General features: G+C 71.7%; 11 protein-coding genes. 4 read left to right on the top strand and 7 right to left on the bottom strand.

The annotated features are described in order from the left end of the window. Positions 1–253: 253 nt before the first annotated feature. Complete coding sequence (locus C1701_RS16025) at positions 254–2,968, bottom strand: exo-rhamnogalacturonan lyase family protein (protein ID WP_103056143.1); 2,715 nt, start codon at positions 2,966–2,968, stop codon at positions 254–256. A 99-nt stretch (positions 2,969–3,067) separates the two neighbouring features. Then, a complete protein-coding gene (locus C1701_RS16020) occupies positions 3,068–4,375 on the bottom strand; it encodes an ABC transporter substrate-binding protein (protein ID WP_051314001.1) in 1,308 nt (435 codons plus the stop codon). A gap of 148 nt (positions 4,376–4,523) precedes the next feature. Here C1701_RS16020 and C1701_RS16015 point away from each other — a divergent pair, with 148 nt between their 5' ends. Further along, positions 4,524–6,563 (top strand): DUF2264 domain-containing protein, encoded by a 2,040-nt coding sequence (locus C1701_RS16015; protein ID WP_337661732.1) that lies wholly within the window; start codon positions 4,524–4,526, stop codon positions 6,561–6,563. A gap of 59 nt (positions 6,564–6,622) precedes the next feature. Here C1701_RS16015 and lspA read toward each other — a convergent pair whose 3' ends face one another. Then, on the bottom strand, positions 6,623–7,321 hold the full coding sequence (gene lspA, locus C1701_RS16010) for a signal peptidase II (protein WP_026419044.1): 699 nt from the start codon (positions 7,319–7,321) through the stop codon (positions 6,623–6,625). A gap of 311 nt (positions 7,322–7,632) precedes the next feature. On the opposite strand from lspA, the gene C1701_RS16005 reads away from it, so the two are divergent. From C1701_RS16005 to C1701_RS15995, 3 genes are all read left to right on the top strand, one after another. Continuing rightward, positions 7,633–8,388 carry a sugar phosphate isomerase/epimerase family protein gene (locus tag C1701_RS16005; protein ID WP_103056142.1) on the top strand — a complete coding sequence of 252 codons (756 nt, stop codon included), beginning with the start codon at positions 7,633–7,635 and terminating at the stop codon, positions 8,386–8,388. A gap of 375 nt (positions 8,389–8,763) precedes the next feature. After that, positions 8,764–10,074 carry a pectate lyase family protein gene (locus C1701_RS16000; RefSeq protein ID WP_103056141.1) on the top strand — a complete coding sequence of 437 codons (1,311 nt, stop codon included), beginning with the start codon at positions 8,764–8,766 and terminating at the stop codon, positions 10,072–10,074. A 196-nt stretch (positions 10,075–10,270) separates the two neighbouring features. Further along, positions 10,271–11,143 carry an MHYT domain-containing protein gene (locus C1701_RS15995; RefSeq protein ID WP_081715464.1) on the top strand — a complete coding sequence of 291 codons (873 nt, stop codon included), beginning with the start codon at positions 10,271–10,273 and terminating at the stop codon, positions 11,141–11,143. Positions 11,144–11,202: 59 nt separating this feature from the next. On the opposite strand, the gene C1701_RS15990 is transcribed toward C1701_RS15995, so the two are convergent. Genes C1701_RS15990 through C1701_RS15975 form a run of 4 tightly spaced genes read right to left on the bottom strand, consistent with a single transcriptional unit; the run spans position 11,203 to position 14,887 of the window. Further along, a complete protein-coding gene (locus tag C1701_RS15990; RefSeq protein ID WP_030105750.1) occupies positions 11,203–12,426 on the bottom strand; it encodes a Gfo/Idh/MocA family protein in 1,224 nt (407 codons plus the stop codon). Continuing rightward, positions 12,423–13,016 (bottom strand): hypothetical protein, encoded by a 594-nt coding sequence (locus C1701_RS15985; protein WP_155886146.1) that lies wholly within the window; start codon positions 13,014–13,016, stop codon positions 12,423–12,425. Before C1701_RS15985 ends, C1701_RS15990 begins: the two co-directional genes overlap by 4 nt. A 12-nt stretch (positions 13,017–13,028) precedes the next feature. After that, a complete protein-coding gene (locus C1701_RS15980; protein ID WP_026419040.1) occupies positions 13,029–13,922 on the bottom strand; it encodes a carbohydrate ABC transporter permease in 894 nt (297 codons plus the stop codon). Continuing rightward, positions 13,922–14,887: a carbohydrate ABC transporter permease gene (locus C1701_RS15975; RefSeq protein WP_051313997.1), complete on the bottom strand. Its 966-nt coding sequence runs from the start codon at positions 14,885–14,887 to the stop codon at positions 13,922–13,924. The genes C1701_RS15980 and C1701_RS15975 overlap by 1 nt, the downstream gene beginning before the upstream one ends. Positions 14,888–14,923 lie beyond the last annotated feature (36 nt).

Genomic DNA, 14,923 nt, shown 5'->3' with positions numbered 1-14,923 from the left:
GGGGGCCCGCACATCGGGCAACCGCCCACGATCGGCGGTCCGGGAGGTCCTTACCCGTCCTTACCCGTCCCCGGGCGGGGCGGACGTCGGGCGGCTCGTGGTGCCCCGGTCGCCGAACCCCGCCAGGAGGGGCGGCGGCGAGGGGCGGCGGGTGGCCGTGGATCGGCGGGCACGGGTGGGTGCGGGCGGGGCAGCGTGGTCCGCGGCGTCCCCGGGAGGCCCCGGGGACGCCGTCGGGCGGGTTCGGTGGACGTCAGAACCGGTCGGGTACCAGGGCCAGCGTCTGGATGGCGGCCAGGCCGTACTGGGCGCTGGCATTGGTGGACACGAAGTCGGTCTCGTCCACCGGGTTCAGCGCGGACGGGCCTTCCACGCGGCGTCGTTCCCAGGTCAGGTCCCGGGGGTAGCCGGCCTCGCCCCGGTAGAACTCCTCCTTGGCGCGCTGGGCCAGGTCCTCGTCCCCGAGCCGGTTCGCCGCGTAGGCGGTGAGCCGGCAGTGCGCCTGCCGGAGGTTGAGGTTCCCCAGGTGTCGTCCCAGTTCGGCCTCCTGCTCCTCTCGCGAGGCGTTGTACAGCCGGCAGTACCCCAACCATGCCTCGGCGAACCCGGTCTCCTCCGGCACGAGCCTCACCAGTTCGGAGCAGATCTCGGTGAGGCCGTGCACGGCGCTGAGGTGGGAGGCCCTGGCCACGTCGGAGTCCGAGCTGTACGCCCCGGTGTCCATGTCGTAGCGGACGTCGTCGGTGAAGAAGCCCCTGGAGAGCTCCCCGATGGTGCGCATGCTGGTCAGCAGCTTGTCCCGGTAGGTGTCGTCGCCGCCCCGTTCCCACTCGGCCAGCCAGGCGGCGGACAGCGCCCCCCAGTCGGTGCCCAGGCCGATGGCGAGGGCGTTCGGGTCCGGGGCGTACTCGCCCTCGCGGATCTTGCGGATCGGGTCGAGGGTCAGGAAGGTCCGGTCGGCGTCGACGAGCTCGCGCATGAGGTCGCCGACGCGTTCGTCGGCGGTGAGGAAGTAGTAGAAGCGCCGGTAGGCGACCGTGCTGATCCGCACCTGCTTGGCGCTGCACCCCCAGTGCTGCACGTTGTGGCGCGTGCCGAGCCCGGCGTAGGGGCCGGAGTGGTAGACGTCGGTCTCCCCGGTGTGCCGGGTCATCGCCTCGGCCATTCGGAAGACGTCGGCCCGGCCGCTGCGCAGGTAGGAGTACCAGAGCCACAGGTCAGGCGAGAGTTCGGAGTTGTCCCACGCGTACCCGCCGATGTCGTACCGCCAGGTGTGCCGGTCCCCGTCGTAGGTGTGCATGACGTCGCCGTAGTCCCAGAACCCGTACCAGTGGTGCTGGTCGACCTGGTCGCGGTGGAACTCGAAGAGGAAGTCGAGCCGGTCCTCGATCTCGGCGCGTTCCGGGGTGGACCGGTCGACGGGGGCCCAGTCGCCGAACACCCCGGCCCGGTGGTGGTGTTCGGGCGTGGTCACCAGCTGCGGGGGCGTGCGGACGGTGTCGGCCATCGCCACCAGGCGGTCCGCCTCGGGGGTCGCGTCCAACGCCCAGAACATCAGTTCGCTCGTCCTGGCGATGCCCTCGGCGGTGCCGAAACCCGGCTCGTAGTCCTCGTAGGTGATCTCCAGGCCCTCGCGTTGCTCGGGGTAGTCGTCCATGCCGAGGCCGTCGTGGTAGAACCGCACGTCCATCGGCGGGGCGTCGGGGGACCACAGCCAGACGGTCACCTCGGCCTCGTCCCCGGCGGCCCCTCGGACGTCCAGCTGGGTGGGGCACTTCTGCCAGAAGTCGCGCATGCCGAAGCCGAGTCCGCCGCTGACCCCGCCGACGTACCCGAAGCCGGCGGCCCGGTGACCGGAGTCGACGGTGATCCAGGCGTGCCCTGGGCTGGTGCGTTTGCGGATCTGGAAGCCCTCGGAGGTGAGCTGGGCGAGGGTGAAGTCCCCCCAGGTCGGGATCAGGTGCAGTCGGGTCCGCACGTTGTCGGGGAAGGTGTCGACGGGCGGGGTGGCCCGTCCGGCCACCTGCGCGTCCCGCACCTCCTGGCCGGGGTCCCGGCGCAGCCCGGTCAGTCCTCGCACCGCCTCGGAGAGCAGGCCGTGCCCGTCGCCGACGAGGCGGACGTGCCGGTCGTGCGGTTGGTCGCGCATCACCACGCGGAACCGGATGCCCAGGGCCCGGATGAAGTCGGAGGAGCCGTCGGAGTCGAACACGAAGGTGTGCATCATCCGGACGTGTTCGGCGCCGGCGTAGAGGTAGAGCCGGACGGTGAAGGGCAGCCACTCGCGGCCTCGCTGGCCGCGGTGGGTGCCGGTGATCCGCACGACCGCCCGGATCGGGCCGTCCTGTTCCACCTCGACGCTGTCGATGTGGCTGACGAACCTGGCCCGGCGGGTGCTGCCCTCCTCGGAGTCCTCGACGCCGTCCTGCCACTGGCAGACCAGTTCCCCGCCCCGCGCGATCTCCCGTCCCCCTCGGCTCATGGAGGCGATGAGGGTGGTGCCGGAGCGGTTGATCCGGCAGCGCAGGACCCCGGTGTCGACCATGACGTGGTCGGCGCGTTCGGTGACCCGCACCTTCGTGCGGGGTGCCAGGCCGGCCCCTGGTTCGAGGACGTACTCCTCGGCGGCGGGGGCGGCGGCGCCGATCGCGCAGGCCGACCACTTCAGCGACCCGTCCGGCCAGTAGCCGATCGGCCAGGTCTGCACCGGGACTCGGTCGCCGCCGGCGGTGCGGAGGGAGAAGGACTGGTCGGCGGGCAGCGTTCCCTTCGGCCAGGACACCCCCCAGGTGCTGCCCACGTTCTCGGTGGGGGTGGACTCCAACCACCGGATGGGGGCGGGTCTGGCGGCGGGGACGTCCTCACCGTCTGCGGCGGTGGCCTGGGGGGCGAGCAGCCACGGCAGTTGGGTGGCGGCTCCGACCGCCGCGGTGCCCTGCATGAAGGTGCGTCTGGCGAAACCGGTCATCGGTGATCAGCTCCTCGTCGTTGGGGGCTGGGGGAGGGTGGGACCGGGTGGGATGTGCTGGTCCTCGGCCCGCCGGGGCCGTGGCCAGCCGGGGGCGGGTCAGGTGATCAGCTGGCGGGCTTCGGTCATCAGCTGGGCGGCGCCCTCCTCGACGGTGAGGTTGCCGAAGTTGACCGAGTCGTAGATCCGGCTGAAGTTGCGCTTCAACGAACCGGAGCCCCGCGGCGGTGGGGGCGGGGCCTCCCCGAGGGCGTCGGACACGCTCTCCTCGAACTCGAAGAGCAGCTCCTCAACGCCGGACAGGTCCTCCGCGACGGCCGCGCGCACCTCGGCGTTCGGCGGGGTCCCCCGGGTGGTGCCCAGGATGCGGCCGGCTTCGACGTCGTTCATGAGGAAGTCCACCAGCATCGCGGACTCGCGCGGGTGCTCGGTGCCGGCGCTGACGCTGATCTGGATCGAGGTGGAGGCGTACGCCCCGTACTCGCCGTTGCGGCTCGGCCACGGCGCCAAGGCCATCTCCTCGCCGAGGATCGGGAAGAACCCGGCCGAGCTCCCGAGGTAGCTCAGTTCGGCGCCGGCGGTGCCGGACGCCAGCGGGGACGTGTCGAGGTTCCCGCTGATCTGGGTGGTGATCTCCACGGGGGTCGCCGCGCCCTCGTCCCGCATCTCCTGCGTGTAGGTCCAGTAGTCGACGAGGTCCTCCTCGGTGAAACCGATTTCACCGTCGTCGGTGTAAAGGATCTTGCCGTCCTGGAGGAGCCAGAACTGGAACCAGTCGATCGCCCAGCCGGGATCGGTCAGCCCGTGGACCTCCCCGTCGGTGTGTTCGCTGATGGTGCGGGCGGCCGCCCGCAGGTCGTCCCACGTCCAGCCCATCTCGGGTGGTTCGAGTCCGGCCTCGGCCCACACCCGCGAGTTGTAGGCGACGGTCTGGGTGCTGCGGCCCAGCGGGACGGCGAAGCGCCCGTCCCCGGTCTCCCCGGACCGGAGGCCGGCCGGGTCGACGTCGTCGATGTCGAGGACGTCACCGGTGAAGTCGTCGAGGTCGGCGAGGGCGCCGCGTTCCGCGTACTCGCGCAGGTAGCCGGCGTCCATCTGCAGGACGTCCGGTGCGCTGCCACCGGCGATCTGGGTCGACATCTTCTCGAAGTAGGAGTCGAACCCGGAGAAGGAGGTCTCCACGGTGATGCCCTCGTGTCGGCTCTCGAAGAGCTCGACCGCCTCCATGGTGGCGTTCGCCCGGTCGTCGTTGCCGTACCAGGTGAAGTGGATGGTCGCCGTGCCGGAGTCGTCGGCGGTCGACCCGCAGGCGGCGAGGCCCAGGGTTCCGGTGACCGCCAGGCTCGCGAGCAGGGCCGTGGTCGTCGTGGTTCGGCTTCCACCCCGCAGGGGTACGTCAGCGCGCATCGCGGTTCTCCTCGGTTCGGGCGCGGCCGCGTCGCCGGACCCGTGCCTGGAAAACTAGTATGGAAACGTTTTCCGTCAATCACGTCATCGACCTTGACCGGATGCGGTCAGCGCCGGTGGGGGTGGGGTGCGGCGTTTCGTCGCTACCGTGGCCCGAACCGAAACGGAAGGGGCTGTCGACGTGTCGCTGACCGGGGAGGACCGCGCGCTCTCGCCCTACACGGGGTGGACACGCGCGCACTGGGAGGACCTGGCTGATCGGCTGCTGCTCGCGGTGCGGCCGCACGCCTCGGCCTCGTCCGCGCTCGTCCGGTTACCCGGGACGGCGTCCCGCTCCGGGGAGTGGAGCGACGGGTTGGAGGGCTTCGCGCGGACGTTCCTGTCCGCGGCCTTCCGGGTCGCCGGGGCGGGCGGGACCGACCCCCACGACCTGCTGGGCTGGTACGCCCGTGGGCTGGCCAACGGCACCGATCCCGACCACCCCGAGCGGTGGCCCCGGCTGACCGAGCTGCGGCAGGCGAGGGTGGAGGCCGCGTCGGTGGCGATCGCGTTGCACGAGACCCGGCCCTGGTTGTGGGACCGCCTCGACCAGCGGGTCCGGGACCAGGTGGTGGCCTGGTTCGCCCCGTTCGTGGGAGAGCCCCCGGTCGACAGCAACTGGGTCTGGTTCCAGACGATCGTGGAGGCCTTCCTCCGCTCCGTCGGCGGTCCGTGGTCGCGGGAGGACATCGAGCGCAACTGCGCCATGACCGATTCGTGGCATCGGGGCGGTGGCTGGTACACCGACGGCGGACGCCGTTCCTTCGACCACTACTGCGCCTGGGCCTTCCACTTTTACCCGCTCTGGTACTGCCGGATGTCGGGAGGCACCGAGCCGGGGGTGGCCGAGCTGCGGGCGCGCTACCAGGACCGGCTCCGGTCCTTCCTCGGCGACTACGCCACCCTGGTGGGCGGGGACGGGGCGCCGCTCTTCCAGGGCCGGTCGTTGACCTACCGCTGGGCGACGCTCGCCCCGGTGTGGACGGCGGCCTTGTTCGACTGCTCCCCGTTGCCCGCCGGCCAGCTGCGGAGGTGGGCGAGCGGCACGGTCCGGTACTTCCTCGACCGGGGGGCGCTCGACACCGACGACCTGCTCACGACGGGGTGGCACGGCCCGTTCCCGCCGCTGGCCCAGTGGTATTCGGGCCCCGGTTCGCCCTACTGGGCGAGCAAGGGGATGGCCGGGCTGCTGTTGCCCGGGGACCACCCGGTGTGGACCGCCGTCGAGGAACCGATGGCCATCGAGCGGGGGGACGTGGCCCGTGCGCTGCCGGCCCCCGGCTGGCTGGTCTCCGGGACCAGCGCGGACGGGATCGTCCGGGTGGTCAACCACGGCACGGACCGCGCGGCGACCGACGAACCCGCTGTCGACCGCCCCGTCTACACCGCCTACGGGTTCTCCACGGCGACCGCGACCGTGCAGGACCCCGACACTGGACTGCGCCCGGGGCGTGGGCTGGTCGCCGAGCCGGTGGACTCGGCCGTCGTGCTGCTCGACGCCGAGGGGCGGCCCTCCCACCGGCCTCCCGTCCAGTCGCTGGGAGTCCGTGCCGGGGGTGCCCTGTCGGCGTTCTCCCGCCACCGGGCCCACTGGTCGTCGGTCGAGGGCGGGGAGGACGGTGACCTGGTCCCGGGTCCCTGGTTGACGGTCGGGTCGGTGGTGCGCGGCCCGTGGGAGGTGCGGTTGGTCCGGGTCGACGCGCCGGGCACGGATCGCCCCGAGGGCGGTGCGCCGTCCGGCGGGGCACTCCGGTTGCGGATCACCGGGTGGCCGGTGGCCGGGGACTCCGCGCCGACCGAACGGCGGACGGCCGGGGGGGTGGAGGCGAGCGCGGGAGGTCTCCGCAGCCTGCTGGCCGGACCGGGCCCCGCCGACGCCGACTGGGCCGTGGGCACGATCGCCGGGCAGGGCCGTTCCGCGCTCGGCTCCCGGCACGCGGTGCCCGCCGCCACCACGTCCTCGGTGCGGCCGGGGCGGTGGTACTGGGTGGTGGTCGGTCTGGTGGGGGACGCCGAGCCCGTGCCAGGGGCCGGACGCGGGGAGCCCGGCGACGGCGGGCGTCCTCCCCGGGTCGCGCTCGTCGAGCGGGGCGGGCAGGTCGCCGTGGAGTGGCCGGACGGGCAGGCGCACACGGTCCCACTGCCCTGATCACCCCCGCCGCGCCGGCACGTCCCGCACGGTCGTGGTGACCGTGCGGGCCGAGGGGGTCAGTCCGTGCTCGCCGAGCCCCCCAGGGCGGACCGCTCCGCGCCGGGAGCGGGGGTGGCGGGAGGCGGGGTGCCGTCCGCGTCACCCCTGGCGGCGGTCCCGGTTCCGCTCGTGCCATCCCCCTCGGCTTCGCCGTCGGCCGGCCGACGGCCCTCCTGCCAGAAGACGAGGACCGCGAAGGCCAGCACACCGCAGGTGGTGAAGATGTCCGCGACGTTGAAGACCGCGAACCAGTCCACGGCGATGAAGTCGACGACGTGACCGGTGAGCGGGCCGTCCTCGGCGCGGAACAGCCGGTCGGCGAGGTTTCCGCAGGCACCGGCGACCACGACGGCCAGCAGCAGCTGGTTCGCCAGGCCCTCCCGCCTGCGGACGTGCATGACCAGCCAGCCGATGAGGAACAGCACCACTCCGATCAGCACGACCGTCAGCGCGGGGCCGATCTCGCTGCCCATGCCGAAGGCCACCCCGGGGTTGAAGACCAACCGGAAGCTGGTGGTCGGCAGCAGCGGGATGACCGTGCCGTCGCCGAGGGCCTCGAGGGCCCACCACTTGGTGAGCTGGTCGAGGGCGATGCCCAGGACGACGGTGACCGCGACGAGGAGGGCGCCGGTGCGCACGGCCGGTCCGGTCACGGCGGGTGCTGGGTCGGTGCCGACGGTGCCCTCGGCGGTGTCCGTCGCGTCGGCTGCGCTCATCGGGGCGCCGCTCCCTTCGAAGGTCGGTTCGGGGCTGGCGCCCCCGCCGGCGGGGAAGCCGGACAGCGTCGAATATATGGGACATGCCCTCTGGTGCCGGTGGGGTGAAGCGCACCCGCCGCACCGGGGCGACCCGCGTCCGACGTCGAGTGGTGTCCGTCGGACGGGTGGTCGCCGGCCGAGGGGCCCGTTCCGGCCGGGCCGGAACGCCCGGCGTCGGGCGGGTGGCTCGTTAGGGTGCTCCGGACGGTTGGTCGTCGTCCCGTCGTTCCCGCCTCCGGCGGGGCGGGGCCGGATTCAGGGAGTCGCTCGTGCTCGTACCAGGTCTGGTGTCGGTCACCTTCCGGTCGCTCGGCGTGCCCGAGATCGTGGATCTCGCGGCGGCGAACGGCTTGTCGGCGGTGCACTGGGGTGGTGACGTCCACGTCCCCGTCGGCGCCTTCGACCGGGCGGTCGACGCCAGGGTGCGGTGCGCGGACGCCGGGCTGGAGGTCGAGGCGTACGGCTCCTACTACCGCGCTGGTGACACCGACCCGGGCGAGTTCGCCCGGGTCGTGGCGACGGCCGAGGAACTGGGGGCTCCCGCGATCCGGGTGTGGGCCGGGGTGGCGGGCTCGGCCGAGGTGGACTCGGAGCGGCGCGCGGCCGTGGTCGACGACCTCCGGCGGTGCGGTGAGGTGGCGGCCGCCCGGGGGATCCGGGTGGTGGTGGAGTACCACCCGGGGACCCTGACCGACGACCCGGGGTCAGCGCGACGGCTGTTCGACGAGCTCGACCCGGCTGAGGTCCGCTCCTACTGGCAGCCGGGCGCGGAGCCGGACCCGGCGGTCTCGGTGCGGGAGATCGAGGCGCTGTCGGACCGGATCGACGGCGCGCACGTGTTCTCCTGGGGCCCGGGGGGCTTCCACGACCGGCTGCCGCTCGCCGAGCGGGCCGACCACTGGGTTCCCGTGCTCGAGCGGTTGGCGGGTGGACCCCGGCGGCACGTGCTGCTGGAGTTCGTGCGGGACGACTCGCCGGCGGCCTTCGCCCGGGACGCCGCGACCCTCCTGGAGTGGCTGCGCTGAGCGGTGCCGGGCCGCCGGAGGGGGCCGGGTCGATGCGGGCGGGGGAGGCCGGCCCCGGCCCGGTGCGGCGTTCGAGGTCCACCGCCGGAATTCCCCGCGCCGGCTGGCGGGGTTCGGGCCGTGGAAAGGGTGTTCGCGGTGCTGCGGTACCGCTGTTCGGCGGAAGGGGAAGGGCTCTCGTGGGGTGGTTCCGGCGCTTCGAGTAAGCGTTTTCCCAACCTTGCCGGAAACCGTTGACTTCCCGGATTCCCGCACTATTTTCGACTGTCAGGACCCGGGGCACTCGCGTTCTCCGCAGGAGTCCCGAAACCGTGCCGGATGTTCGTTCGGCGCGGCTGGAGACGGTCCGCAGCCGAGGTCGCAAAGGAGCGCAGGGTGCGAAGATCCATTGTTCTGACGGGAGCGGTCATCGCCACGGCCGCGTTGGCCGCCCCCGTCGCGGTCGCCGACACCACGACCACCGGGGCACCCGACCTCGGTCGGCAGGTGCTCGGTGAGCGCGACGGCTGGGCGGCCGCCGAGGGGGGAACCACCGGTGGTGCCGCGGCCGAGGACGACGCGGTGTTCCACGTGGGCAACCGCGCCGAGCTGGTCGCCGCGCTCGACGGCGGCAGCCCCACCCCGAAGATCATCTACGTGGACGGGGCCATCGAGGGGCACGAGGCGGACGACGGAACGCCGCTGAGCTGCGCGGACTTCGCCGACCCCGACTACTCCCTCGATGACTACCTCGCCGCCTACGACCCGGAGCACTGGGGCTACGAGGAGGAGCCGCACGGTCCGCTGGAGGACGCCCGCGACCGGTCGATGCGCAACCAGCGGGACCACATCCAGGTCCGGGTCGGTTCGAACACCACCCTCGTCGGCCTGGGCGCGGACGCCGAGATCCGGGGGCTCAACCTCTCGGTGCGGGACGCGGACAACGTCATCATCCGCAACATCACCTTCGAGGCGCCGGTCGACTGCTTCCCGGCCTGGGACCCCACCGACAACGAGGCGGGGGAGTGGAACTCGGAGTACGACGCCGTCGAGCTGCACGGCGCCACCCACGTCTGGGTCGACCACAACACCTTCCACGACGGTCGGTACCCCGACAGTTCGCAGCCGTGGTACTTCGGCCGCCCCTACCAGTGGCATGACGGCCTGCTCGACATGGTGCGGGAGACCGACCTGGTGACGGTGTCCTGGAACGTCTTCCAAGACCACGACAAGACCATGCTGATCGGCAACTCGAACAGCCGCTTCGAGGATCGGGGGAAGCTCCGGATCACCCTGCACCACAACGTCTTCTCCGAGACGCTGGAGCGTTCGCCCCGGGTCCGGTTCGGGCAGGTGCACGTCTACAACAACTACTACGAGTCGATCGACGGCCTCGGGTACCACGTCGGTGTCGGGGTGGAGTCGAAGGTGGTGACCGACAACAACTACTTCCGGTTGGGTGAGCGCTTCACCGCCGGCGACGTCGTCTACGACTGGGGCGGCACCGCCATCCGCACGCGTGGCGACGTGGTGGAGGACCAGGACGGACGCCGCCGCGTCGACCTCCGTGCCGAGCACAACCTCGCGCACGGCTCGGAACTGTCCGCCGACGTGGGCTGGGTCCCCCGTTGGCACGAACGGATCCACCCGGCCTCGGCCGTTCCCGGACTGGTCCCGGCCCGCGCCGGTGCCGGCCGGGTCGGCTGACGCCCCCACCGGTCACGTCCCTCCCGGCGGCGTCCGCGAGACCGGACGTCGTCGGGACCACCGGGACGTACCGCCAGCAGTGTTGTTTCCTCCCCGGAACGACCGGAATTTCCCCCGTTCCCGTGTCGCGGGGTCGGTTGTCCGGTAATCCTTCTTTCGGGCGCGCAGGTGTCGAAGCGTGAAGGAAGGTTCTTCCGTGGCTGAGATTGACCCGTTCTCCGAAGGCCCCCTTTTCCCGTTGCTCGCCGTCGGAATGTGTTTCGTCGGTTGTCTGCTGGGAGTGTTGTCGCTGAAACGGGCGCGGCGCGGGCCGACCGCGTTCTCCCGGGCCAGATGGGTCGTGCTGGGAGCGTTCGCGTTGGGCGGCACCGGGGCCTGGGCCGCCCACTTCGTGGCGATGCTGGGTTTCGCGGTCGTCGGAACACCCATTCGGCACGACGGGCCGCTGACGTTGCTCAGCGTCGGCGTGGCGGTCGTCGCGAGCGGGTTCGGCCTGGCCATCCTGGCCGGTGGAGGGCGGGCACCGCTCGGTGTCCGCGCCGTCCTGGCGGGCACGGTCGTGGGTCTGGGCGTCGCCGCGATGCACTACGGCTCGATGGCGGCGTTGCGCATGCACGCGGACCTCACCTTCGATCGCGCCGTGCTCGGCGCGGCGGTGGTGGTCGCGCTGTCCGGGTCCGTCATCGCGCTGTGGACCTCGGTGGCGCAACAGGGCCGGGTCTTCGTCACGATCGCCGCGATCTGCCAGGCCGCGGCGGTCTGCGGGATGCACTACCTGGTGATCGCGGGCACCAGCGCGGAGCTCACCGAGGCGACCGGGCCACTGCCCGGCACTGTCTCGTCCGACCTCGGTGAGCCGCTGCTGCTCGTGCTGAGCGTCGTCACGGTGGTGGCGTTGATCCTCGTCGTCACCGCCCCGAACGCCCGCGAGGAGCAGGAGGAGCGGCGGGTGCTCGCCCGGCTGGCCGAGCGGTCCGGTGCGGACCCGTGGGCGGAGGTGCTGGGCTCCGGCCGGGGTTCGTCCGGGCCGAGCCGGGACGGGGAACGGGCGACGGAGGACGACCGGTGAGCCGCACGCGCCCCCTGACCGGCGGGCCCCGCTCCCGGTCGCCTTCCGGAGCACGGCGCCTAGCTCGGTGAGGAGACCCCCTGCCGGGTGGGCAGCGCGGTGTCCCGGGGGGAACCGGCCGCCCAGGGAGCACCGAGCTCGGAGAAGAGCCGCAGCTCGGCGGCCGACCTGGCGACGACCGTGTCCACCCCGTCGATGATCGGACGCCACCGCTGGCCGGTGCCCTCCTCGCGGTAGTACCGGGGGTCGATCGCCCTGGCCGGCCCGTCGAGCCGGATCTCCTCCATCGCCCGCATGAAGGTGTGGCTGCCGGCCGAGGGGGAGAGCAGCGGGACCGACGGGTCGGCGAGGTGGTCGACGAGGTTGGCCAGCAGGTTGGTGCGGGACAGCACCCGCGCGCGGGACTGGGCGTCGTCGGTGACGGGCCGGGCGCCGGGGAAGGCGCTCCCCGTCTCGACCAGCAGCTGGTCCCGGGTGTACCAGACGGTGATGCGCCCGGACTCGCCGTGCAGGATCAGGTACGGGTCGCGGGTGCGCTCCGCGCACACGGTGACCGCGACGACGATCGGCAGGCCGTCCGACCTGGTCAGCCGGACGCACGCGGTGTCGTCACCCTCGATGGGGTGGGCGTGGAAGCGCTCCAGTTCCACCCGGCGCACGTCGCCGGCCCGCTCGGCGCCGCCGAGGCGGAGCGCGGAGGCCACGGCGTGGGCGAAGGCGTTGGTGAGGGCGCCGTCGGTGACCGGACGTCCGTCGAGCACCATCCGGCCCGCCCAGGGCGCCCGCTGGTAGTAGGCGGTGTCCCGGATCCAGGTGCCGGCCGCGCCGATGCCGAGCAACCCACCGATCGTCCCGGAGCCGACCAGGTCGACCGCCTCGGCCAACGCCGCCGAACCCAGGCTCTGGAAGCCGATCTGGCACCGCCGGTCGGTCTCCTCGGAGACCGCGAGGAGCGTCTCGAAGTCCGCCAGGGTCGGCGTGGGCGGTTTCTCCAGCAGGACGTGGGAGCCGGCGCGCAGCGCCGTGACGGCGAGCGGCAGGTGGGTGTGGATCGGGGTGGCCACGATCGTGACGTCGGGGCGCTGTTCGGCGAGCAGCGCGTCCAGCTCCGGTGACACCGGGACCCCGTCGAAGGCCGCGAGGGTCTCGGGGGCCGGCGGCACCGGGTCGCACAGCCCCACCAGCCGGACCAGGCCGCTCTCGCCGAGCGCGGCGATGTTGTCGAGGTGGACCCGGCCGTAGCCGTGCGCGCCCACCTGGAGTACGCGAGTCGGGGTGGTCACCCGTGTTCCCTTCCGGTCACCGCCACGGCGGCGAAGACCAACAACCCGCACACCAGCGGGACGAGCATGAGCGTCTGCCCGGCGATCACGTAGCACGCGAAGGCCGCGCCGAGCAGCAGCAGGCTGCCCACCGGGTCGCGGACGGTCGCGGTACCGGCGGCCTCCACGGTCTCCCGCCAGCCGGTGTCCGGCGTCCACAGCACCGCGGCCCGCAGCCCGACGACGAGCAGGGCCGCGCCGATCAGCCACAACACCGGTTCCACCACGTCGGCGCCCGGGGCGCCGGAGGCCACCGCGACGGCGTTGACGCCGAGCAGCAGGGCCAACCCGAGGGGGGCGACCAGGACCAGCCACTGGTGGCGGATGACCGCCAGCAGCCGGGCGAAGTAGCCGCCGATGGTGAAGGAGGTGTCCTCGCGGACCCGTTGGCGCAGCAGCCCGCTCCCCGCGGTGATCGCCGCGTACGCGGTGACCAGCGGGAGTGAGGAGACCAGCACCAGCAGGCCGAGGTAGAGGCAGTCCGCGAACAACGCGAACCGCTCTCCCACCACGGTCGTCCGGTTCTCGGGCGCCCGGGTCTTGGAGGACACCGCCATCACCTCTCAGCCCTTGAGTCCGGTGGTGGACACACCCTGCACCAGGAACCGCTGGAACGCCAGGAAGAACAGCCCGATCGGGATCAGGGTGAGCACCGACATGGCGAACATCGGTCCGTAGGCGGAGACGCTGGTCTGGTCGATGAACAGCCGCAGCGCGAGCGGGAGCGTGTAGTTGCTCGGCGTGCTCAGGTAGATGAGCTGGCTGAAGAAGTCGTTCCAGGTCCAGATGAAGGTGAAGATCGCCGTGGTGATCAGGGCGGGTCGCACCAGCGGCAGGATGATGTGGAAGAAGATCCGGATCGGTCCGCAGCCGTCGATCCGCGCCGCCTCGTCCAGTTCCCTGGGCAGGCCCCGCATGAACTGGATGATGAGGAAGACGAAGAACGCCTCGGTGGCGAGGAACTTGGGCAGGATCAGCGGCCAGAAGCTGTCCACCATCCCCATCTGCTGGAAGATGATGTACTGCGGGATCAGCACCACGTGGTACGGCAGCATGATGGTGCCGATCATGAACGCGAACATCAGGCCGCGCATCCGGAACCGCAGCCGCGCGAAGGCGTAGGCGGCCAGCACGCAGGACACGACGTTGCCGGCCACCGAGCCGATGGCGACGAACAGCGAGTTCCCCAGGTAGGACCAGAAGCTGACGCCGGCGATCCCGTCGAAGGCCGCCGTGTAGTTCTCCAGGGTGGGGTTGTTCGGCAGGATGCTCAGGCTCGTCACGACCTCGTCGGCCGGTTTGAACGACGCCGCCACCAGCCAGATGATCGGGTAGAGCAGGAGCAGCACGATCGCGGTGACGATGACGTGCCAGACGACGGGCCGCCAACGACCGGTCCTCGCCTTCGGGGTTGGCGTCGCGGCCTGCTTCGGAGGTGTCACGGTCGCGGTGCTCATCACTTGTCCTCTCCGCTGTAGAACACCCACCGGCCGGAGCTCCAGAAGAGCAGGCCGGTCACCAGAGCGATCACCAGCAGCAGGAGCCACGCCATGGCCGAGGCGTATCCCATCTGGAAGTCGGAGAAGCCACGCTGGTACAGGTACAGGGTGTAGAAGAGGGTGGAGTCGGCCGGGCCACCCTGCCCGTTGCTGACGACGAACGCCCCGGTGAAGGCCTGGAACGAGTTGATGATCTCCATGACCAGGTTGAAGAACACCACCGGCGTGAGCATGGGGAGCGTCACCGAGGTGAAGGTCTTCCACTTGCTCGCGCCGTCCACGGCGGCCGCGTCGTAGAGGTCCTGCGGGATCTGCTTGAGGCCCGCGAGGAAGATGACCATGGGCGCGCCGAACTGCCACACGGCCAGGATGACGATCACGATGGTCGCGTACTGGGGCTGGTTGATCCAGCCGCCGGTGTTGATGCCCACCTTCTGGAGCAGGGTGTCGACCGTCCCGCTGTCGGTGAACAGCGCCCGCCAGACGAGGGCGATCGCGACGCTGGCACCCAGCAGGGAGGGCGCGTAGAAGGCGGATCGGTAGAAGCCCTGGCCCTTGCGCGGGCGGTTGAGCAGCATGGCGACGGCGAGGGCCGCGGCCAGCTTCAGCGGCGCCGACAGCAGGACGTAGCGCAGGGTCACCGACACCGAGCTGAGGAACCTGTCGTCCTCGGTGAACAACCGGACGTAGTTGTCCAGGCCGACCCATTCCGGGGCGGTGAACAGGTTGTAGTTCGTGAAGGAGAGGTACAGCGAGGCCACCATCGGCCCCACGGTGAGCAGCAGCGCCCCGATCATCCAGGGCGTGAGGAACAGGTAGGCGACGCCCGTCTGCCCTTTCGCGTTCCTCTTGCGACGTGCCTGGTCCCGCTTGCTCTCCTGCGGCGGGGGCGACGTCACTGCTTCGACTTGTTGAGCGACCATGTGTTCACCTATCCCAGGGGGTGCCCGGCTCACCGG

Origin of the sequence: Actinoalloteichus sp. AHMU CJ021 (genome assembly GCF_002895405.1) — a bacterium.
Classification (GTDB): domain Bacteria; phylum Actinomycetota; class Actinomycetes; order Mycobacteriales; family Pseudonocardiaceae; genus Actinoalloteichus_B; species Actinoalloteichus_B caeruleus.
Note: the sequence above shows the minus strand (reverse complement) of the source record. Positions and strands in the feature narration are given on the sequence as shown.

What these genes read in the sequence shown, in the direction of transcription:
- C1701_RS16025 (WP_103056143.1), bottom strand. Translation starts at nt 2,968, where the DNA reads ATGACCGGTTTCGCCAGACGCACCTTCATGCAGGGCACCGCGGCGGTC.
- C1701_RS16020 (WP_051314001.1), bottom strand. Translation starts at nt 4,375, where the DNA reads ATGCGCGCTGACGTACCCCTGCGGGGTGGAAGCCGAACCACGACGACC.
- lspA (WP_026419044.1), bottom strand. Translation starts at nt 7,321, where the DNA reads ATGAGCGCAGCCGACGCGACGGACACCGCCGAGGGCACCGTCGGCACC.
- C1701_RS15980 (WP_026419040.1), bottom strand. Translation starts at nt 13,922, where the DNA reads ATGAGCACCGCGACCGTGACACCTCCGAAGCAGGCCGCGACGCCAACC.
- C1701_RS15975 (WP_051313997.1), bottom strand. Translation starts at nt 14,887, where the DNA reads ATGGTCGCTCAACAAGTCGAAGCAGTGACGTCGCCCCCGCCGCAGGAG.